The 19,046-nt window shown below is 39.9% G+C and carries 20 protein-coding genes; 10 read left to right on the top strand and 10 right to left on the bottom strand.

The annotated features are described in order from the left end of the window. Positions 1–81 precede the first annotated feature (81 nt). Together L3V77_RS11200 and L3V77_RS11195 are read left to right on the top strand one after the other, a co-directional pair. Positions 82–1,113 (top strand): GGDEF domain-containing protein, encoded by a 1,032-nt coding sequence (locus L3V77_RS11200; protein ID WP_275134236.1) that lies wholly within the window; start codon positions 82–84, stop codon positions 1,111–1,113. A 233-nt stretch (positions 1,114–1,346) separates the two neighbouring features. Then, positions 1,347–3,296, top strand: coding sequence for a GGDEF domain-containing protein (locus tag L3V77_RS11195; protein ID WP_275134235.1), 1,950 nt, complete (start codon positions 1,347–1,349; stop codon positions 3,294–3,296). Positions 3,297–3,395: 99 nt separating this feature from the next. Here L3V77_RS11195 and L3V77_RS11190 read toward each other — a convergent pair whose 3' ends face one another. Continuing rightward, complete coding sequence (locus L3V77_RS11190; RefSeq protein ID WP_275134234.1) at positions 3,396–4,364, bottom strand: LysR family transcriptional regulator; 969 nt, start codon at positions 4,362–4,364, stop codon at positions 3,396–3,398. 171 nt (positions 4,365–4,535) lie between these two features. On the opposite strand from L3V77_RS11190, the gene L3V77_RS11185 reads away from it, so the two are divergent. Then, entirely contained in the window at positions 4,536–5,489 is a 954-nt protein-coding gene (locus L3V77_RS11185) for a universal stress protein (RefSeq protein ID WP_275134233.1), read from the top strand. 14 nt (positions 5,490–5,503) lie between these two features. Next, positions 5,504–5,947: a phosphate-starvation-inducible PsiE family protein gene (locus L3V77_RS11180; RefSeq protein WP_275134232.1), complete on the top strand. Its 444-nt coding sequence runs from the start codon at positions 5,504–5,506 to the stop codon at positions 5,945–5,947. Positions 5,948–6,133: 186 nt separating this feature from the next. On the opposite strand, the gene L3V77_RS11175 is transcribed toward L3V77_RS11180, so the two are convergent. Continuing rightward, positions 6,134–6,553 carry a VOC family protein gene (locus L3V77_RS11175; protein ID WP_275134231.1) on the bottom strand — a complete coding sequence of 140 codons (420 nt, stop codon included), beginning with the start codon at positions 6,551–6,553 and terminating at the stop codon, positions 6,134–6,136. Between the two features lie 398 nt (positions 6,554–6,951). Between L3V77_RS11175 and L3V77_RS11170 the strand changes: the two genes are divergently transcribed. Next, on the top strand, positions 6,952–7,434 hold the full coding sequence (locus L3V77_RS11170) for a YbaK/EbsC family protein (RefSeq protein WP_275134230.1): 483 nt from the start codon (positions 6,952–6,954) through the stop codon (positions 7,432–7,434). 37 nt (positions 7,435–7,471) lie between these two features. Here L3V77_RS11170 and L3V77_RS11165 read toward each other — a convergent pair whose 3' ends face one another. Continuing rightward, on the bottom strand, positions 7,472–7,978 hold the full coding sequence (locus tag L3V77_RS11165; protein ID WP_275134229.1) for a GNAT family N-acetyltransferase: 507 nt from the start codon (positions 7,976–7,978) through the stop codon (positions 7,472–7,474). Between the two features lie 284 nt (positions 7,979–8,262). Here L3V77_RS11165 and L3V77_RS11160 point away from each other — a divergent pair, with 284 nt between their 5' ends. Further along, the gene (locus L3V77_RS11160; RefSeq protein ID WP_275134228.1) at positions 8,263–9,261 is read left to right on the top strand and encodes a succinylglutamate desuccinylase/aspartoacylase family protein; all 999 of its coding nucleotides are present in this window, start codon (positions 8,263–8,265) and stop codon (positions 9,259–9,261) included. Between the two features lie 67 nt (positions 9,262–9,328). On the opposite strand, the gene L3V77_RS11155 is transcribed toward L3V77_RS11160, so the two are convergent. Next, positions 9,329–10,009: a hypothetical protein gene (locus L3V77_RS11155; protein WP_275134227.1), complete on the bottom strand. Its 681-nt coding sequence runs from the start codon at positions 10,007–10,009 to the stop codon at positions 9,329–9,331. 328 nt (positions 10,010–10,337) lie between these two features. Next, a complete protein-coding gene (locus L3V77_RS11150; RefSeq protein ID WP_275134226.1) occupies positions 10,338–10,664 on the bottom strand; it encodes a hypothetical protein in 327 nt (108 codons plus the stop codon). A gap of 261 nt (positions 10,665–10,925) precedes the next feature. Between L3V77_RS11150 and L3V77_RS11145 the strand changes: the two genes are divergently transcribed. The 3 genes from L3V77_RS11145 to L3V77_RS11135 all read left to right on the top strand — a co-directional run bounded on the left by L3V77_RS11145 (position 10,926) and on the right by L3V77_RS11135 (position 13,977). Then, positions 10,926–11,816 carry an EamA family transporter gene (locus tag L3V77_RS11145; protein WP_275134225.1) on the top strand — a complete coding sequence of 297 codons (891 nt, stop codon included), beginning with the start codon at positions 10,926–10,928 and terminating at the stop codon, positions 11,814–11,816. A 235-nt stretch (positions 11,817–12,051) separates the two neighbouring features. Next, the gene (locus tag L3V77_RS11140) at positions 12,052–12,423 is read left to right on the top strand and encodes a hypothetical protein (RefSeq protein WP_275134224.1); all 372 of its coding nucleotides are present in this window, start codon (positions 12,052–12,054) and stop codon (positions 12,421–12,423) included. A 303-nt stretch (positions 12,424–12,726) separates the two neighbouring features. Further along, positions 12,727–13,977 (top strand): DEAD/DEAH box helicase, encoded by a 1,251-nt coding sequence (locus L3V77_RS11135; RefSeq protein WP_275134223.1) that lies wholly within the window; start codon positions 12,727–12,729, stop codon positions 13,975–13,977. 116 nt (positions 13,978–14,093) lie between these two features. On the opposite strand, the gene L3V77_RS11130 is transcribed toward L3V77_RS11135, so the two are convergent. From L3V77_RS11130 to L3V77_RS11115, 4 genes are all read right to left on the bottom strand, one after another. Then, positions 14,094–14,411 (bottom strand): AzlD domain-containing protein, encoded by a 318-nt coding sequence (locus tag L3V77_RS11130; RefSeq protein ID WP_275136753.1) that lies wholly within the window; start codon positions 14,409–14,411, stop codon positions 14,094–14,096. Next, complete coding sequence (locus tag L3V77_RS11125; RefSeq protein ID WP_275134222.1) at positions 14,411–15,151, bottom strand: AzlC family ABC transporter permease; 741 nt, start codon at positions 15,149–15,151, stop codon at positions 14,411–14,413. The genes L3V77_RS11130 and L3V77_RS11125 overlap by 1 nt, the downstream gene beginning before the upstream one ends. A 70-nt stretch (positions 15,152–15,221) precedes the next feature. Beyond that, positions 15,222–16,055 carry an AraC family transcriptional regulator gene (locus tag L3V77_RS11120; RefSeq protein WP_275134221.1) on the bottom strand — a complete coding sequence of 278 codons (834 nt, stop codon included), beginning with the start codon at positions 16,053–16,055 and terminating at the stop codon, positions 15,222–15,224. A gap of 154 nt (positions 16,056–16,209) precedes the next feature. After that, the gene (locus tag L3V77_RS11115; RefSeq protein ID WP_275134220.1) at positions 16,210–17,121 is read right to left on the bottom strand and encodes a LysR substrate-binding domain-containing protein; all 912 of its coding nucleotides are present in this window, start codon (positions 17,119–17,121) and stop codon (positions 16,210–16,212) included. A 163-nt stretch (positions 17,122–17,284) separates the two neighbouring features. Between L3V77_RS11115 and L3V77_RS11110 the strand changes: the two genes are divergently transcribed. Then, a complete protein-coding gene (locus L3V77_RS11110; protein ID WP_275134219.1) occupies positions 17,285–17,980 on the top strand; it encodes a pirin family protein in 696 nt (231 codons plus the stop codon). 41 nt (positions 17,981–18,021) lie between these two features. Here L3V77_RS11110 and L3V77_RS11105 read toward each other — a convergent pair whose 3' ends face one another. After that, complete coding sequence (locus L3V77_RS11105) at positions 18,022–18,915, bottom strand: LysR substrate-binding domain-containing protein (RefSeq protein WP_275134218.1); 894 nt, start codon at positions 18,913–18,915, stop codon at positions 18,022–18,024. Positions 18,916–19,046 lie beyond the last annotated feature (131 nt).

Below are 19,046 nucleotides of genomic sequence, written 5' to 3'. Positions count from 1 at the left end.
ACATACAGGAAAATAGTGAATGAAATCTGTACATTAGAGGCAATAAAAAATAAGAAGAATCAAGAGTGACTAGGTTAACAGATGACGAAACAGGACTTTCATAAAGCAGCAGAAACACTCAGAGCCGCTGTACCTTTGATGATTAAAAATCAGACACCTACAACCCCACAAAACTATGAGCTGTGGTATACGTATATCGAGCAAACTCAACCTCAGCTAAATAGTGAGTTGGACGGAATAATTGCAGAATATGGTTTATGTTTGCCAAGTCATAATAGAGAGCTTTACCAGACTTATTGCGCAGGGAAAACAGAATCAGATATACGTAAACTGAAAGGAAACCTTGAAAGTCTTGTCAACGAGGTATCACTTTCAATGCGAGATACGCTTGCTGATACCACGTCGTTTGAAAAATCGATAGAAGAAAACTTCTCAGATCTAGACAAAATTGAAAAAGGTGCAAACTCCTTTGAAGACTTGCTTTCATTAGTTCGTGATTTTGCAAAGAATTCGGAGAAGGTAAAAAACACCACCAGCTATTTCAATGAACAAATGAGTACGGCGAGTACGGAAATATCCAACCTCAAAGAAGAGCTAGAAAGGGTACAGAATGATGCACTCTACGATAGTTTGTCAGGGTTATTGAACCGAGGCGCATTTGATAAAGCCTTATCAGCTTACTGTATTTCTGAACATTCGCATCCATTATGTTTGATACTTTTAGATATAGATAACTTTAAACGTTTGAATGATGATTACGGCCATGTATTCGGTGACTTAACAATCAAAGCTATCGCTCAACGGTTACAAGCCAGCTGTCGGGATGGGTTTGCGGCTTATCGATACGGTGGTGAAGAGTTCGCCTTACTGATGCCAAGTACGCCCCTTAATGTTGCAAGTCAGTTTGCAGAAATTGTGCGCAAATCGATAGAAAAAATTTCTGTTAAGAATAAACGAACAGGTAAACAAATTGGGAATATATCGGCTTCTTTTGGTGTCGCTCAATTCGCGAAAGGTGAAACCTCGATATCAATAATCGACAGGGCAGATCAGCAATTGTATGAAGCAAAGCGTTTAGGCAAAAATAAAGTGATGCCTATTTTTATGGGCTAAGTAATTCAGTTCAATGGTTTTGCGTGAATGGCTCATTTATAACGTTACATCATAATGAGTAACGGTTCTGTAGGGTGTTATAATCTAACAGCCTTCACGCCTTTGAATATTTGTTGGTAAGAGCTTATATATTTAGACGGTCATTAGGTGTACTGTTGTATATCAACACTAAAACTATAAATATTTATACCGTCATGATAAAAACTGTATTATTTGTAATGATTTTTTTGTGGTTGGCAACAATAAACAATGTTGTCTACGCAAATGACGACTCTTCAGCTAGAACGTATAACATTGCAATTGAAGCGGATGACATTACAACGCGTATATTGTTTGATTCGGCGGCACGTTATTTTGACCTCAATATAGAATACGTCACGTATTCTAGTTTTGATGCCATTTTGAAGGCTATTGAGGTTGGAGATGCCGACTTTGCCGCGAATGTGACTTTTACGAAGGAAAGAGCGGATCACTTTGATATATCAGCCCCAACGAATATTGAATATACCTATCTTTTTAGTAACACGGGGGCTCACCTAAATGAAATTAACGTTGTCGGTGTTCCCGAAGGCACCATTTATGGTGACTTAATTCTCGAATATTACCCAGAGATTAAGCAGATCCCTTATCTAGGTCACGATGCCGCTGTTGACCTTTTGTCTACCAACACGGTCGATGGTGTCGTTGACGCTATTAATCAATTAAAGCCTATGCTTATGAAAGGCTTTCAGGCTGAAATCTTGAATGATCAAATTCCTATCAAGCCGGTATCTATTGTGGCTCCTATGGGAATGCATACACAATTACTTCAGAAGATTCAGGATCACGCCTACAGTGAGGCGGTACAAAGAGTATTAAGCTCTGCGATTAAAGAGTACCAGTTTACTATTCGTCAGCAATCTCTTCGTATGGCGGTAAGACAAAGCCCGTTAGATCTGCAAAAGAGATACAAGGTTAAGTCAGAAAATCTAGCTGAGTATACTGTTTATAATAAAAACGGCGCTATTGAAGGCATCAGCGTTGATGTGGTCTTCCAAGCATGTGCAATTTTAGAGATAAAGTGTGAGATTGTAAGTCAAGCAGATGAGACATGGGAAAGTATGTACTCTGATTTACTCAAGAAGAAAATTGATATCCTTGCACAAGTTATTATTTCCCCACAGCGCAGAAACCATATGTACTTTAGTGATCCTTACTATTTTCCAGAAGTTGTTCTGTTAAAGCGAGAAGGCTATAAAAATAATGTTTATGGTAATATTTCAGAGCTGATTACTGAACGAGTTGGCGTTATAACGAAAGACTTTTACGATAGTTTGCTCACTCGTATGCTACCGAATAAAGTATTGTATAGATATGAGAATCAAGATAGTCAAATTCAAGCTCTGTTAGATCGCGACGTTGACTACATTGTATTAAGTCGAACCAATTACAATCACCTTTTAATAAAGTCAGGTACAGTGCTACCTTTCGTAGAAGATACATTAATTGGTAACTTCTATTCATCTAAAGTAGCCGTTGCATTTGCTAGAAATGAAATGGGCAGGCAACTATCGCCGCTCTTTTCTCGAGCAATTCAAATGCTCGACCTACATCAAATCGTGAACAAATATAATGTTATTCCCGATTGGCGTGCAAACCTGTTTGCTGAGAAAAAATTTAATAACTACCGATTATGGCTCTTACTTTTACTTCTTCTTTTGGTTGCTACTGTTGCCTATTTCCTTCATGTTCAGTCAATAACAGACAACTTAACGAAATTGAAGAACCGTCGAGCGTTGTATCGGAAATTTGCACGAGGTATACCTGCACAACATACCGTTATCTATTTAGATGTAAACCGGTTCAAGTTGATTAATGATACCTTTGGGCATGAAATAGGTGACCGAGTGCTCAAACTATTAGCGGAAAAAATCAATACTCATTGGAAAGGTAATGCCTATCGTATTGGTGGTGATGAGTTTATTTTAGTGTGTGGAGAAAAGTTTGGTGAAAATAGAGAGAAGTTATTCAAGTCTATATCCAATTTCGAAGAATTTTTATTTACTGATACACAAAGTAACCTTAGTTTAACTGTCACTGCGGCGGTTGGAATATCATGGCGTAGAAAACAAAATATGTCGCTAGAGAGCGTATTACATCATACCGACGCTGAGATGTATAAAGCGAAACATAGTACCCGATAGTTTGGTAATTGAGATGAAAATTAAGGCAAAAATACACCTTTGTCCAACGATAATCTGATCTACGCCTTCAGTTTTATTAGACATATTTATTACATTCGCTTAAGTCGTCCTATTATGTAAGTTGTGAAATGAAGATATTTCTTGCTTGATGGAGCTATTTTTCAATATTTTTTTGTAATCAATAAGATGCGCCATGAACGCTTGGCTAAGCGGACTTTGCCTCTTTGAGCTAGGAAATACAAGATTCCATTGAGTTTCTATAGGGAAGGTGTCGACAGACAATATCGTTATATTTTCGGGATTTTCTTGAGTTAAAGCATATTCAGAAAGAATAGAAAGCCCCATACCAGCCATAACGCAGTGTTTAATTGCTTCATTGCTCTCCATAACAAATTTCGGTTTTATATTTATATCATGCTGAACAAAGTGTTTTTCTATCGCTTGGCGAGTACCTGAACCTTGTTCTCGTAATATCCAAGAGAAGCCAATGAGTGACTGTAAAGTGATGCGACCCTTAAGAGCAAGAGGGTGATTTTTACTAGCAATGGCGTACAGATTATTCGGGAAAAGCGGAACAATATCCCCTTTCATATCACCATCTATATGACTGAACAAGTACAAATCATCACGACCATCCTTGTATCTTTCTTTTATTTTGTCACGATTTTCAACTTTTAAAGCAATGTCCACCATAGGGTGCTGATCTAAAAAACTCCCTATTAAATGTGGGACAAAATACTCACAAGATGTTACGGCGGCTACCTTCAAAGTCCCCGATTTTAGCTGTGCTAAATTGGCAATTTCTATTTCGAGATCATCTACATTTTGTATTATTTGCATGCAATATCGAGCTGTCATATGACCCGCTTCAGTGAACGCCAATTTTTTTCCTTGCAAGTGATAGAGTTCGACACCAAGAAGTTCAGAAAACTGCTTAAGCTGTATTGATACGGTTGGTTGAGTAAGATTCAATAACTTGGCAGCTTCTGAAACTGAGCGCTGCTCATAGACGGTAAGAAAGACACGAAAACAGCGAAAACTAGACAACCGATTTTTTAATAACTGCATTTACTTCCCCTTCACTTTATACCCAAGTTCTAACAGATTCATAAGCGTCGTTTAGATTTAAGTATAGGTAATTATCTATACTTATCATTGTAATTATTAATTTTTATAAATACATAGAATGAAGTATTGTTTTTGTGAAGCACAACTATTCACCGACTCATTGGAGGCAACATGTTATTTAAAAATTTATTGGTCCCTGTAGCTCCGGAACAAACGATAACTTCATCTCTCAACAATATATTTAATATGGCAGACAAATCCGAATCAAAAATTACGTTATTAATGGTAATCGAGGACATGAATGAGTTGAAAGAAATCAGTCAATACTCTGCGAGAACATTGGATATTATAGATAAGGTTACCAAAACATATCATTCACAATTGAGGGCACTTGTTAGTGAATTGAGAAGTCGATATCAAAATATCGATTTTAATATCCAAGTAAGAATTGGAATCCCATTCATAGAGATAATTCAGTGTGCAAGAGAGGAAAATTCGGATTATATAGTTATAGATAGTCACAGAAGTAACAAGACTCATGCTTGTCAAAGGGGAAGTACAACGCTTCACTTAATGCGAAAGTCTGAAATTCCGATTTGGTCTACAACTAATGAGTTACATTCGTCTAAAAAAATACTGGCAGCAGTCGATCTTGAAGAACAAGCCAGCGCAGAGTTATGCAAGAAAATTTTCAATGCAGCGTACGATTTATGCAAAGCAACAAATTCTGAATTAATTTTATGTCACATATGGGAGTTAGAGTCTGAAGGTTTTCTACGAAAATGGAGTGGCTACAATGACACGGATATCGCTCATCTTATAGATCGAATGCGAACTGAACGTTTAAGAAAAATGAATGCTATCGTAGAAAATTTTGTAGAAAAAGATAGTGATTCTGTGAAAATTAATATTGAGTTAATACAAGGGCATGCAAAAGAACTACTGCCACAACTTATTGTACAAGAGTCAATTGATGTCACTTTTTTAGGGTCTATGTCTCGAACTGGCATCGCTGGTTACTTAATGGGAAATAAAGCTGAGTATTGGTTAAACAAATTAAACACAACCGTAGTGACTCTAAAACCCAATGAGTTTATTTCACCAATCATGTCCGTAGTACGGTAAATGGAGTGAGTGATATGAAGATTGATAATAATGACAAGTTATCGACCAGTCTCCAAGTTGTTATTCACTGGTCTGTAAGAGCACTCTCTATTCTTATGGTGTTTGTGATTATTATGGGGGTAGTTGACGTTTCATGGATTCTATACAAAAAACTGACATCGCCTCCATTTTTAATTCTAACAATATCAGACATGCTTGCCACTTTTGGCGCGTTCATGGCGGTATTAATCGCGATAGAAATTTTCATAAATATCACTGTTTATCTTAGAGATCATGTCATTCATGTCAAAATAGTTATGGCGACAGCATTGATGGCAATTGCAAGGAAGGTGATCATTATTGATATTGAGTCAATGAGTGCAAATTATCTTTTTGCAATCGCATCGGTCGTATTATCAATGAGCGTAGGTTATTGGTTGATTCATAAATTACCACGGAAAAGTCATATGGAGGATTAAGTTGGAACCAAAGTGCAATAAGCCACCTGATTTAAAGGTGGCTTCGATATATTCTACAATCGAATAAAGTGTCATTCTCAGTTTTCTTGCCATACATATAAGTACTATTTTATAGCGAATTCTTAGTAAGGATTCGCGTGCTTACTGAATGGGATATGGCCGTTTAATAACGTACCTCAAACTGAATCAACTGGAGCGGTTACGTAGCTTAGGGTCATCGCTTAGATATTCCACGAACTCGATTTCAAATCCTGCTGGGTCAACGAAATAGATATTTTTACGATATGGTTCCTTTGCACCAGATTTTGCTATTGAAAAGCCAGCTTGACCAAGCCTCTCTATTACTCCGTCAATGCTATGGGTCACATAAGCGAAATGAGCTAGACCGACTTGATGCCCAGATAAATCACGAATTTTCCCCTCCCCATGATCACTTAACGCGATATATTGATATTCGTCACCAAAGTGTAACCAGTTACGTGGTTTACCGTACCAGTCTCCTTTTCCTTCATCACGAACATACCAATGAGGAAATACAGCTTGGTAAAATTTCAACATGTCTGGGATGTCGTGTACCACTAAATTAACATGTTCTAATTGAATCATTTCTCTCTCCTTAAGTTTGTTTGTAAGCAACATTGTCTATGCTAATACCTCAACTTAAGTTTAAGTAAAGCGTTTATGTTCACTAAATTGAGGCGGTTGAATCCAATACCGCTTTCCAATGATCATCTGATTCGCGCATTCAATTTTCTCGTGTGGGATTTCCTTGTTATAAGTAAAACTTATGACTAATTATTTTTATTAGATATATTTATTATGTCAATGGATCTAATCTGTAAGCATTCACGTGTCTGGTTCTATAGGGTATCAATGGGCGCCGCAGAAATGGCATTGACATTTTCAAACTCAAAAGCAATAAAATGGATAGGTATAATCTTTACTATGATTATATTTACTGTTATCGCTACTCAAACTAAACCAATTTGGAGTCAATATTTATAATGGACCGTTTGGAATCTATTTATCAATTCAATAAACAGTTATTTGAAGAAAACAATATCGCCTTTAAACAGTGGCAACACGAACCCATCCATGATTTTGCCACCGATGAAAAAGTAGCTAAAGAACTAGGTCTTACCGGAACCATGAGCAAAAGTTTATTTCTGAAACTTAAAGGTGGCGGTTTTGCTTTATTGCTAACAGAAAAAGATAAAAGATTGGATAGACACGCTGTTAAAGCCGTTCTGGGAAAACGTGTCTCTATCTGTAGCCCAGAAGAGATGACAGAAGAGATTGGTTGTCTACCTGGTGCTGTGTGCCCCATTGGACTTCCTAAGCATGTTCAAATAGTGGTGGACCAAGAGATGATAAATAAAACAGAGATTCTCTATACACCCGGTTATCCAGACAGAACGATTGGTTTCTCCGGAAATGACCTCCCTAGATTGTTAGACCAACTGCCTAACGTAGTTTACCTGATTTAAGTGAAGGGGTATGACCTCGTCATACCGTTAGTCATTTTTAGTTACCGTACTGGTAAAGATTGTTTTGTGAATCATATAATTCCACCATCCCTGTCAAGTTAAAACCGATGCGTTTCAATAAACGGTTAGAGTTAACGTTGTCCGGAAGCGTAACCGCTAGAACGGTATTAAGAGAATGAGTGGCCATTTCTTCTGTTAAAACAGATTCAGCTGCTTCACTTGCGTAGCCTTTACCACAAAATTCAGGTAAAAAAGCATAACCTAAGTCTGGAAAAACGAGCGATTCTCTTTTCAATAAACCGCACATGCCGATTGGTGTTTTTGTGCCTTTTAGTTGCACCAAATTGAGACCAAAACCATGAGTCTGATAGCTTGATATGGGCCCGGTAGTAAGGTAATTCATAGCGTCAGCATGGGTTCGAATATTTTTGTCAGCGATGTACCTAATGAACGACTCATTATTTAACAATCGAACGATAAAATCGGCGTCGTCCAAATTGAACTGCCTGATAATCATTCTCTCTGTTTTACATACAATTGCCATTGCAAATCCTCTGCTGCCAAAAAACGGCTATTCTCCGAGTAGATACTTAGGTTAACAAGGAGGAAAGGGTTTAACAATTAGAGGGGCGCACTTATTAAGCCTATGAATGGTTTTCTTACAAGGCGATGAGCGGATTTAACTATCAAATCAACGAATAATCATTAAGTTATGCCCGTTTAATTGCACCACCACTGTCTACTGTTGGGATGGCGTTAGTAGAGGAAGCGTAGCGGTAACATTTGAGTTAACATGGCGTACTACACTATTTGACTATGGAGAGGTTAATGATCGGTTCACTGAACGAATGTATTGTTCCTATGTACCCTACAATTCAAGCGTTAAATGTGGATGCGCTTACTGCAGGTGAGCATAAATTTTGGTTTGCGGTGGCTACCGATGCCATTGGTCACCCACAAACTCTAGCCGTTAGGGTATTCAAAGGCAAAAAACCGGGTAAACGGATAATGATTACTGCTGGTGTTCATGGCGATGAGCAAAACGGTATCCTAACTGCACAGCAGCTCGCTAGAGCTCTGGTTGATTTAGATCTTATCGGTACAGTGACTATAGTGCCGACGGTGAATTTGACGGGTATTGTTCGCCATAGTCGTGACTTCCATTCTGCCGCTCCAGATAGTTCATCTACCAATCTAAATCGCGTGTTTCCTGGGAGCCCAATGGGTGATGATGCCAGTCGTTACGCAAATAGTCTTTGGGAGAATCTACTTAAGCCTAATGCAGATTTAGCTATCGATCTCCATTCTCAAACAAGTGGTTCTGCTTATCCACTTTATGCCTTTGCGGACTACCGACTAGAAGATTCGATTCGCATGGCAAGGCTTATCAATCCGGATGTCATTCTTAATGACCCGGGCGATCCGGGTATTCTTGAAACGGTCTACAATCAGGCTGGTATTCCATCCATCACCATTGAAGTCGGTATTGGCCGGTATACCGATCTGGAGATGATAGATCGGGCGACCAACGGCGTATTAAATGTCCTTAAATCGTATGAGATTATTCCCGGGGAAGTCGAGCTCAACGAAACGTTGTGTGTTGAGGGCAAAGAGATTATTAGTGTGCGTGCAAGGCAGGGTGGTTTCGTTATTTGTCATGTTGAACTGATGGATAGAATTATAGAGGGACAGGTTTTGGCTATACAATACAACAGCTTTGGTGATGAAGTAGAGACCTATACGGCGCCTGTCGCAGGGACGGTTATTAGCCATAATGTCGAGTCTGTTCGAGCCCCTGGTTCATTGGTGGTGAGGCTGATACGCTAGGCTATCGTCTAGTCGTAGAATAGCCGAAAGGTACACAACTTGCTCAGTTCTTCCTAAATGTAAGGTTTTACAGGGCAGGTTTATGCAAAAAGAGAATGTTATCAATACTGATGGCGATGCGGCCATAAAACGTTTGTCGATTGTCAGTCCGAGCCATTATCAATTCAGTTTGCAACTCGTGAAGAAAGCTTGGTAATACGGTAAACGGCTCGCATAGGTAGCTGCTCTCATCGGACAGCCTGTACTTCCTTGACACCTCGGTGGCTAAATCGAGCTTGCCCTTGGTTATTAAGTGTGTTCTAAGTGCATGAAAAAAAACGGAATGTGTTACCTCGAATCTTTCCCTTTTGCCTGTCCAATGGTGGAGAGTGACGACCGGACGGGAGCCACTTCCATCCCCTGATTCATCATCATCTCTATCTGGCGCTTCATCGTCCTTGAATAATATGCCGTAGTATCCTGATTCTCCTACGCACCCTTGTTTAGACAAAGTGTATTCAAACAAATTTTCTGCTGAGAAACCAATGTTTTCTAGGACGTCAGTACAAGCATCTAACACTGTTTTGCCATCGATCATGCAAGCGTGTTTGAAAACGTTTTGTCTATCTCCAAATTTTAACCAATGTTTCATTGCATCAATTTGCAGTAGCAGCGAAGAATGTCTGGCGAATTGGTATAGCTCTGTTTCGATATCGCTCAGTAATTCGAGCGTTTCTAGGTTCACAGAATTACAATCGAGTGTTTTCATGCACAGACCTCTTCATAATGACTATATGTGGATAAACATTACCGAAAGTATCTTGTCGATATTGTGATTAATTTGGGATTTTGGTCGTTGCTATATAGAAAATAAGAATTCTGTTGTTGGGGATGTTTAATAAAAACTAACAGAGATATGAACTTTTTCGCTTCAAGTCGTTCAGATAGTTGAGAGGCTAACCAACTTTTACCAGAGCTAGAGTTGCCTATAATTAGGATTTTATTACATAGACTTATCGATTACTTAATGTCGAACAAAGATATCGACTGTGTGGAGCTTATTCTTGGTTTATTATACGTTTTGGCTTAGTCAGAAGTTAATACTTCACTTTCGGTGGTAGATAGTCAGAAGTTAACATCTCACTTTCGGAAGTAGAATGATTTTCAGCTAATCCCATAGAACCGACAATATAAAGAGCACTAGTAATAGCGTCTAACGTTTCATTCTGCTTTCTCTTCGGAACATCGCCAACTGCAGGTACAGCTTTTGGTTCAGTGACTGATTTACAAACGATACTTTCACAAACTATGTTTAGGGGTTCTAGTGAGATATCATCTGGAGCATTATAAATGCTGGCGGAAAAGCCAACAGGACTATGTAAAGTCGCAGAAAATAAAGCGAATACCGATATCCATTTGTACATCCATCATTCCCAATAGTATATTCATATAATGGATGAATGGTATCGGAACAAAACTCGTATGAACAGTGTTTTTTATTACTGAATGACATTTTTATGTTGATATGACACTAATTAACCCAATGATTTAATTAGTGCAATGCGAAGTATTGGGTTCTAAAATACGACAATTGATATCCATCTTGCCTCGTTGGTGTAATATTAGGTCTACCTATTCTCGGCGTGTGAAAGCACAACAATAAATCACTCAGTTAAGAGCCAACTATGCCCAACACCATATCGCCCCAAATGATAATTCTTGCAACTACCGCTGCTGTTTGTATGGGCACTATAGGTGTCATCTCACGATTATCTGAACTTGATGCCGCTACCGTCACTTTCTTTCGGCTATTTATTGGTGGCGCTCTTTTGCTATTGCTAATGGTGATGACGGGTCAAAGCCGTCAACTGCGCATTAAGCCTCATCCTTTAATGTTGGTGAACGGTGTGATGATTGCCGGTTTTATGACGTTTTTCGTCGCGTCTTTGAATTACACAACGATGCTAATCGCAGTTATGGCGCTATATTTGGCCCCCGTTGTTGCAACCGTTATCGCACACTTTGTGCTTAAAGAAAGGCTCAATCGGTATTCATCGTCATCTGTAGCCATCGTTTTATTAGGTTTTATTCTCGTCATGTACCAACCGGCAGATGTTGCTGCGCCTCAAACATCTTGGTTAGGTTTGGCGTTAGCATTGGCAGGAATGGCTTGCTATGCCAGTTTTATTTTAATTAATAGGGTCATTCCTACGCACTACCACGAGTTCACTAAATGTAGCTGGCAGTTCTTGATTGGTGCGCTTTGCGTTGCACCTCTGTTATTAAATTCGGAATTATCATTATCTACAACTCAATGGGGATGGATGTTGTTGGCGGGTATATTTCCGGGTTTTCTGGGTATTGTTTTAGCGATTTACACCATTAAACGCATGCCGGCCGCAACCTTCAGTACCATCTCTTATATCGAACCTATTTCGGCAGTGATGCTAGGATGGATTGTCTTTGAAGAATCGCTCTCACCGGTACAAATGCTAGGATGCGGAATTATTATTTTGGCAAGTATTGCACAAGGTATTAAACCGCGTCGTCGCAAAGTCATTACCGTCAATAATTGAAGAGATAATGGGAGTGATGGGTCGTCTATTGAATGATGACACTGGAACATAAAGCAGTATAATTCCTTAAGACTACTCGCCTCAATTCGCTCTGAATTGTGAAACTTGCCGGGTTGATTACATAGTGGGTGCTGATGTACTAGCTCAAATAATTGTTAAAGTTGGTGCCGAAACATGAGCTAGGGGGTAAACTTGATCCAGAAGTTAAATCCTAGTTAGAGCAAGAGAATCAATAATGACGCATGAAACGAAAACAATGGAAGTGCCTGTCGCTATCGCTGATAGAGTACAGGCTTTGATTGACGGATATATAGCAAAAGAAAAGTTCAATGCTGAATGTAAGCTGGTAGTCGATAATTTACTTGCCATGGATAAACTTAGTTGTGAGATGGCTGTTTATAGTTTGTCTCAAACTGAGTTGCTCGATACGCTTAGATTCGCGTATGAGTTATCTGGTACCAACAGTAAGTTTGTCAAAAATATCATCACCCAATGCAGAGATAATCCGAAGAAGATCTTATCGGATTCTCAGAGAGCGTCAGCAAAGAGTATGTTATTTGACTTGATCAATGAGCCTTCAGTCATTTCCGCCATGAAAGAAAGTTAAGACAAGCAAGACTAGCAGGGGACATACACCTTAAAACTCGATCATTCTAAAAACTCGATAGTTTTAAGGCGTTCTCCCACCTAGTGCTTTGAATCATCATCATTTAATGGCGAACATTACACCACTTCAACCGTTCACCCCTTGAGGTGCATGTCCCTTTGTTTTTTGTCCCTTTGTTTTTTTTTATTCTTTGTTTTTATTTCAAAACCTGTCCCTTGAACGCCCGCGAAATTTACTAACTTAACGAGCCATAAATAAGTTAAAATAATCGGCTATTATCTTAGCCTTGAGCCTTTTATATTAATGACCACTGTCACAACGTCAGCCAACTTTACAGAACTTGGCCTTATTCAACCCTTGTTAGCTCGTTTAACTGAGCTGGAATATCAACAGCCAACGCCTATTCAAGCGCAAGCTATCCCAAGTGTATTGGCAGGGCGTGACTTGATTGCAGGTGCGAATACCGGTTCAGGTAAAACGGCCACCTTTGCACTTCCGCTATTGCAGCACATACACGATGAAAAACCATTGAGTAGTAAAAGCAGTAAAGGCAACCATGTTACTGGTTTGATTTTGGTGCCGACTCGTGAACTGGCCAAGCAGGTTGCTGATAGCATAAAATCTTATGCGGTGCATTTTAACGGTGCAATTAAAACGGTTGCTGTTTTTGGTGGTGTGTCCGCGAATACTCAAATGCTGGCGTTACGTGGTGGCACAGACATTTTGGTGGCCACGCCAGGGCGATTACTTGATTTGATTTCAAGCAATGCTATTAAGCTGGATAGAGTGAAAACCTTAGTACTTGATGAAGCCGATCGAATGTTGAGTTTAGGCTTTACTGATGAGCTTACTGCGCTGTTGGCATTGTTGCCAAATAAAAAGCAAACGTTACTGTTCTCCGCGACTTTTCCTGAACAAGTACAGACGTTAACTCAAGCGTTACTCGATGACCCTGTTGAATTACACTTGCAAAGTGCCGATGCCAGCACCTTAGTACAGCGTGTTTTTTCCGTTAATAAAGGGGAAAAAACAGCAGTATTAGCGCATTTGATCCATCATCATCAATGGCGACAAGCGCTTATTTTTGTCAATGCCAAACACAGTTGTAATCACTTAGCTGAAAAACTCTCTAAACGTGGTATTACCGCAGAAGTGTTTCATGGCGATAAAGGTCAGGGAGCTCGCAGTCGTGTGCTTGAGGCATTTAAGGCGGGCGAGATTGAAGTATTAATTGCCACGGATATTGCTGCTCGTGGCTTAGATATTGATAAACTGCCTGTGGTGATCAATTTTGATTTACCTAGGAGCCCATCAGATTACATGCACCGTATTGGTCGAAGTGGCCGTGCTGGTGAAGTGGGCTTAGCATTATCGCTTATCGATTATGAAGATTATCATCATTTCAAAGTCATTGAAAAGAAGAACAAGATCAGACTTGAACGTGAACAAGTAGTGGGTTTTGAGGTCGATGACGTTATAAGTGAGGAATTCTTAGCGGCAAATAAACCGGTGGCGAAACCTGAAGGCAGCGGTAAGAAAAAAAAGCATAAATAATTATATCAAAAACCTAAACTAACGGGACATACACCTTTAAACCTGAAGTGTCTGTCCCTTAAATCTTTGCCTTATATCTTTATTATGTCTTATCTCTCACATTCTTAATTTTTTAACTAACCAAAAACAACAAGTTTACAGATCATAAATGCGCCCATGCTGATCACTATCGTTAATAGAACGTTATTCGTTTTCCAGATAAGCAGACCCGTTACGACCGCGCCTATCAAATACGCATTATCCAATCTAAATGAGAATTCACCCTCTGGAAAAAACACTATCGGCGCCCACAGTGCCGTTAGAACCACAGGCCCAGAATAACTCAATAATCTCTGAGCATGGTTGTTCATTTTTAGCGGAATTCGTGGTTCAAGAAACAAGTAACGGCTTAAAAAAACAACCGCGGTCATTGAAAGTATGGATAGCATTATCATCATTGATGCCTTTTAGTTAGGTTCTCTAAGTATTGATTTTTTTTTAATAAGACCTCACACGAGTAACCACTCACTATTCCACTCATTGACGCCATCATTAGCCCACCTTCAATCTGATTCAGTAGCAAGAATACAGACACGATCAAAGAGACGACGACGGAAATGAAGACTGGTATCGACTTGATTTGTGGAATCACTAGAGCAATAAAGGTGGCCGCGACAGCAAAATCCAATCCGACGTCATTTAAGGATGGGATTTGGCTGCCAGCAACGATGCCAATAAAGCTAGCAATGTTCCAAATAAGATAGAACGAACCGCCGGCTCCCAAGGCATACCAGCGATTAAACTTTTTATCTGATTGGCTGCTACAGATTGCGAATAATTCGTCAGTTAACCAGAACCCAAGCAATAAACGCCATCGACCAGATAATGTACTGATTTTGCTTCGCATGGATACACTGTACAAAAAATGACGGGAAGTAATTAAAAAGGTGGTGAGCAGCAAAGTGCTAAGTCCGACTTCCTCCTTGAACATACCGACGGCGACTAACTGAGCTGAGCCTGCAAATAATACCGCAGACATAGCTTGTGCTTCTAGGCCAGACAAACCTGCATCTATCGCATAGGATCCAGCCAAAAAACCCCAAGGAAGAACCGCGATACTTAGTGGTAGCATCGTTACTATTCCCTGCCAACATAATGTGCTTTTTCTCTCTGTTTGGGTTTTACTTTGTTTCATTTATTCGCTTCCTCTACCTGCATACTTTAAATCTAGCGATCTAAAAGCGGTAGAGATTGTACAAACTTGCTCAGAGCATTTTTAAGTACTGACCAGGGGTGTATCCGTTAGCGTTCTTGAAATGACGATGAAAATGACTTTGATCGTGAAAGCCACATTCCTGTGCTGTATCTGAAATGGTGTGGCCTTTTTTTAGCAGTTTTCTTGCTAAACGGAGGCGAGATTGGATTTGATAAGCATGAGGTGGGAGCCCAAACGCTTTCTGAAAAGAACGAACCAAATGATAAGGGCTTAAAGACGAAAGTTTGGCAAGTTCGCTCAATGAAACATCCGCTTGAGGGAGGTCATCCAAGAACTCCTTTACCAATAGTAACTGTTTTTGTGTTTTGACTTCGGTACTAAGGGCGAGCCTAGATTGAGCATGCTTACCCATCAATTTCACCAAGGTGCTGTAGATAAGCGATTCTCTAAGCAAACGGTTATTTGAACTATCTAACGTGTTGAAAACCAGTCGAAGTTGGCTAGCCAGATCTGGGTCAGAAACGACGGCCTTAGGAAAATATGGAGCCCCATAGCTAGGTAAATAAAGCTCTGTGGTTATCTGTTCTAGTTGTTGCGGAAGTGGGTACATCGCTCGATACGCCCAACCACCTTCTGAAGCAGAATGACCGCTGTGTACCTCATCAGCATTAACCAAAATAATAGTATTTTTTGGTGCGATATGATGCCCACCAGTGCGGTAAAACCGTTGTGCGCCAGTTTCAATAAGTCCGATGGTATAGCCTTCATGACTATGACGAGAAAAATTCTGTTTTTCATATTGGGCATCAAGAATCTCAAGGCCACCTAGTTCTTCAGTGATCTTATAATCAGCGCGTTCTTTGCTGGGTTTATTCTTCGCCATAGCATCTCTTTTCTAGTTACTAAGAATAGTACTGTTTTAACTTAGCTTACCGCATAATAATTGTTTGGTTTTGTACAATATTGCGGTTTTTAATTGACTATGTCTGCAATGGATATGCGCCTAATACCCCTTTTTTTTTATGGTTATGTTTTTATTATGCCTTTGGTGATCTGCTAAGCTCCCAATCTATCTGGCAAAGCTTTTCGACAAACCATCCAAAAGCTTTCCCTTCTTGATTTTTATGCCAAGCTATATAGACATCTTGAGAAGGCCTTGGGATAGCGCATTCTTTTACAATTAATTGGCCACTCTTCAAATAAGGTTTCGCCATATGCTCAGGAAGAAAGCCGATGCCTAAGCCTTTTACTTGTGCTGTTAGTTTGGACGCCATCGAGTTCACTCTAATGACTTGTTTGCTATTAAATAGACCACTGTCACGTACAGGAAGTAGTTGGGATGTATCAGAAACGACCACCGCGGGATATTGACTCAGAATATCCGCCTCTAGAATTGCGTCTATTTCTGCCAGAGGGTGATTGGGCGCAATAGCAAAAACAAAAGAAATCTTACCCATTCTGTGTGTTTGAAACATTCCCTTAGGTAACTCACCTGTTGCGCCAATGATGATATCTGCCCGTCGACTATGAAGTGCATCCCAGCCTCCACCTAGCACTTCAACACCCAAAGAAACATCGACGTTATGTTCAAGTTGATTGAATTCACCTATTAAATCGAATAGAGAACTTTCAGGAATGACCGTATCTCGAGCAATTCGAATATCACTCTCCCAGCCCGATTCTAGCTGTTGTACCGAGTCAAAAAGTCGATGGGTTGCGAGAAGTATTTCGCGGCCATGTGCCAAAACAAGACGACCCGCAGGGGTGAGTTGTGCCCTTTGTTTCGATCTATCGAACAGAGCCACTCCCATACTGTCTTCAAGTTTCTTGATTGTATAAGTTAAAGCAGAAGGTACTTTGTATAATGATTCTGCTGCAGAGGAGAAACTTCCTTTTTTATCAATAGCATCCAGTGCTCTTAGTGCATCTATTGTGATTGAATTATGCATGAAATCCTCTTATTCAAAATATTTGAATATAACATTCAAATCATTCCGATTTTTTCTTCAATCTAACACACCTAAACTTACATTCAACGCTTGAGGTGTAAAACAAAAAATACATTTCAACATTGATTGAACATTGATTGAACATTGATAAGAGGAAATGAATATGATCACAGTACGCAACGCTCAAGATCGTGGGCACGCTAACTTAGGCTGGTTGGAGAGTAAACATACCTTCTCATTTGGTCACTACCACGATCCGAAGCATATGGGTTTTTCTGCTCTTAGAGTTATCAATGATGACATTGTTAAGCCCGGAGCAGGTTTCGACACTCACGGTCATCGCGATATGGAAATTGTCAGCTATGTCTTAGAAGGCAGTATCGAGCACAAAGATAGTGAAGGAAATGTTCAGGTTTTACCTGCTGGTGAGTTTCAATTAATGTCAGCAGGACGAGGCATTTATCACAGTGAGTACAATGCGTCTCAAAATGAAAACCTAAAATTTCTACAGATCTGGATTCAACCGAACACGTTTGGCAAAACGCCAGGTTACCAGCAAAAGAATTTCGGTAAAGAGAACGGCCTGACTTTGATTATCAGCGCTGACGGGAAAGACGGTGCGTTGAGCATTAAGCAAGATGCGTCACTGTACCAACTGATACTGGACGCGGGCCAAAGCATCGATTTTGATATTGAAGATGGACGCAATGTCTACCTTCACCAAATAAGGGGTAAGCTTCAGATCGACAATACCTTTATTGAAGCGGGATCCGGTGCAAAGGTTGAACAGCAAAACAAGGTACGATTTATGAATGGCCAGCAAGAACAGGTGACAGCATTACTTTTCGACCTGCCTTAGCGATGACATTCGTTGCATCTTATAGCCGCGAGGACTGAAAATTAACACTGAAACCATTCGGCTAGTCTACTCGACACAACTCTTGCTGCGGCAGGAGTTGGTTCTGATTCACGTACGAGCGCTGACCAACCGAGAGTGAGTGTAGACTTTCCTAATGTAACCGCCGATACACTTCCATTTTTGATGGCAGACTGAACGGCCCACCTTGAAAGGATACTCACACCGAATCCTGCGGCTATCAGTTCGATAATCGCATCGGTCACTTCAACAACGGTGACCAAATAAGGGACCACACCGGAAGGACGTATAAATCGTTCATATTCAAAACCTGGTTGCGCAGATTTGCTATAGGTCAGATAATCTTCACCTTCCAAATCTGTTGCTTCAATAAATGTCTTTTTCGCCAATGCATGTTGTGAATGTGTAATCAAAACGAGTTCATCTTGAAATACAGGAATCGAGTCGATACCGGGGATCGCCAAGTATCCGGGAGCCAAAACAACATCAACAGTACCATCCTGAAGGTTTTGAAGTGGGTTCTGTGTTGCCGAAGCAACCAGTTCCAAATGAATGTCAGGTTCTTTTTTTGCCATAACCTGTAAAAATGAAGGTAACCAGTGATAACAACTATAAGCTGCAACACCAAATCGAACTACGGTTGTTTGATTAGCCGCCATTTTCTGAAAGTCAAATTCTGCACGTTGTAGGGCAGGAATGATTTGATTGGCTGTTTGTATCATGGCTCGACCAGAAGATGTCTGCCTAAGCCTGCGACCTTCTCTTTCAAATAACAATCCACCTAAACGTCTTTCTGCTTCTGCAAGTCGGTGACTTAACGCTGACTGCGTAATACCCAACACGTATGCCGCTTGCCTCAATGTCCCTGTGTCATCGATAGCCTTGAGCATCTCCCAATGTTTAATATCTAACCTCATACTCTTACCTCAATCATTTTTGTAAATGAAAATTCATTCATCATACATGCATGTTATTAATCAATATGGCAAGTTATTCATTATTTTTCTAATCAATGATGCGCTATTGTTCAAACTTAACCGATGTAATT

The organism is Vibrio sp. DW001 (genome assembly GCF_029016285.1).
Classification (GTDB): Bacteria; Pseudomonadota; Gammaproteobacteria; order Enterobacterales; family Vibrionaceae; genus Vibrio.
The sequence above is the reverse complement of the archived record's forward strand: the minus strand, read 5'-3'. Positions and strand labels throughout refer to the sequence as shown.

Coding starts and splice junctions, on each gene's coding strand:
- L3V77_RS11180 (WP_275134232.1), top strand. CDS start 5,504: ATGAAGATTGATAATAATGACAAGTTATCGACCAGTCTCCAAGTTGTT.
- L3V77_RS11115 (WP_275134220.1), bottom strand. CDS start 17,121: ATGCATAATTCAATCACAATAGATGCACTAAGAGCACTGGATGCTATT.
- L3V77_RS11120 (WP_275134221.1), bottom strand. CDS start 16,055: ATGGCGAAGAATAAACCCAGCAAAGAACGCGCTGATTATAAGATCACT.
- L3V77_RS11160 (WP_275134228.1), top strand. CDS start 8,263: ATGATCGGTTCACTGAACGAATGTATTGTTCCTATGTACCCTACAATT.
- L3V77_RS11200 (WP_275134236.1), top strand. CDS start 82: ATGACGAAACAGGACTTTCATAAAGCAGCAGAAACACTCAGAGCCGCT.
- L3V77_RS11140 (WP_275134224.1), top strand. CDS start 12,052: ATGACGCATGAAACGAAAACAATGGAAGTGCCTGTCGCTATCGCTGAT.
- L3V77_RS11155 (WP_275134227.1), bottom strand. CDS start 10,009: ATGAAAACACTCGATTGTAATTCTGTGAACCTAGAAACGCTCGAATTA.
- L3V77_RS11125 (WP_275134222.1), bottom strand. CDS start 15,151: ATGAAACAAAGTAAAACCCAAACAGAGAGAAAAAGCACATTATGTTGG.
- L3V77_RS11135 (WP_275134223.1), top strand. CDS start 12,727: ATGACCACTGTCACAACGTCAGCCAACTTTACAGAACTTGGCCTTATT.
- L3V77_RS11110 (WP_275134219.1), top strand. CDS start 17,285: ATGATCACAGTACGCAACGCTCAAGATCGTGGGCACGCTAACTTAGGC.
- L3V77_RS11175 (WP_275134231.1), bottom strand. CDS start 6,553: ATGATTCAATTAGAACATGTTAATTTAGTGGTACACGACATCCCAGAC.
- L3V77_RS11130 (WP_275136753.1), bottom strand. CDS start 14,411: ATGATAATGCTATCCATACTTTCAATGACCGCGGTTGTTTTTTTAAGC.
- L3V77_RS11165 (WP_275134229.1), bottom strand. CDS start 7,978: ATGGCAATTGTATGTAAAACAGAGAGAATGATTATCAGGCAGTTCAAT.
- L3V77_RS11150 (WP_275134226.1), bottom strand. CDS start 10,664: ATGTACAAATGGATATCGGTATTCGCTTTATTTTCTGCGACTTTACAT.
- L3V77_RS11170 (WP_275134230.1), top strand. CDS start 6,952: ATGGACCGTTTGGAATCTATTTATCAATTCAATAAACAGTTATTTGAA.
- L3V77_RS11190 (WP_275134234.1), bottom strand. CDS start 4,364: ATGCAGTTATTAAAAAATCGGTTGTCTAGTTTTCGCTGTTTTCGTGTC.
- L3V77_RS11185 (WP_275134233.1), top strand. CDS start 4,536: ATGTTATTTAAAAATTTATTGGTCCCTGTAGCTCCGGAACAAACGATA.
- L3V77_RS11145 (WP_275134225.1), top strand. CDS start 10,926: ATGCCCAACACCATATCGCCCCAAATGATAATTCTTGCAACTACCGCT.
- L3V77_RS11105 (WP_275134218.1), bottom strand. CDS start 18,915: ATGAGGTTAGATATTAAACATTGGGAGATGCTCAAGGCTATCGATGAC.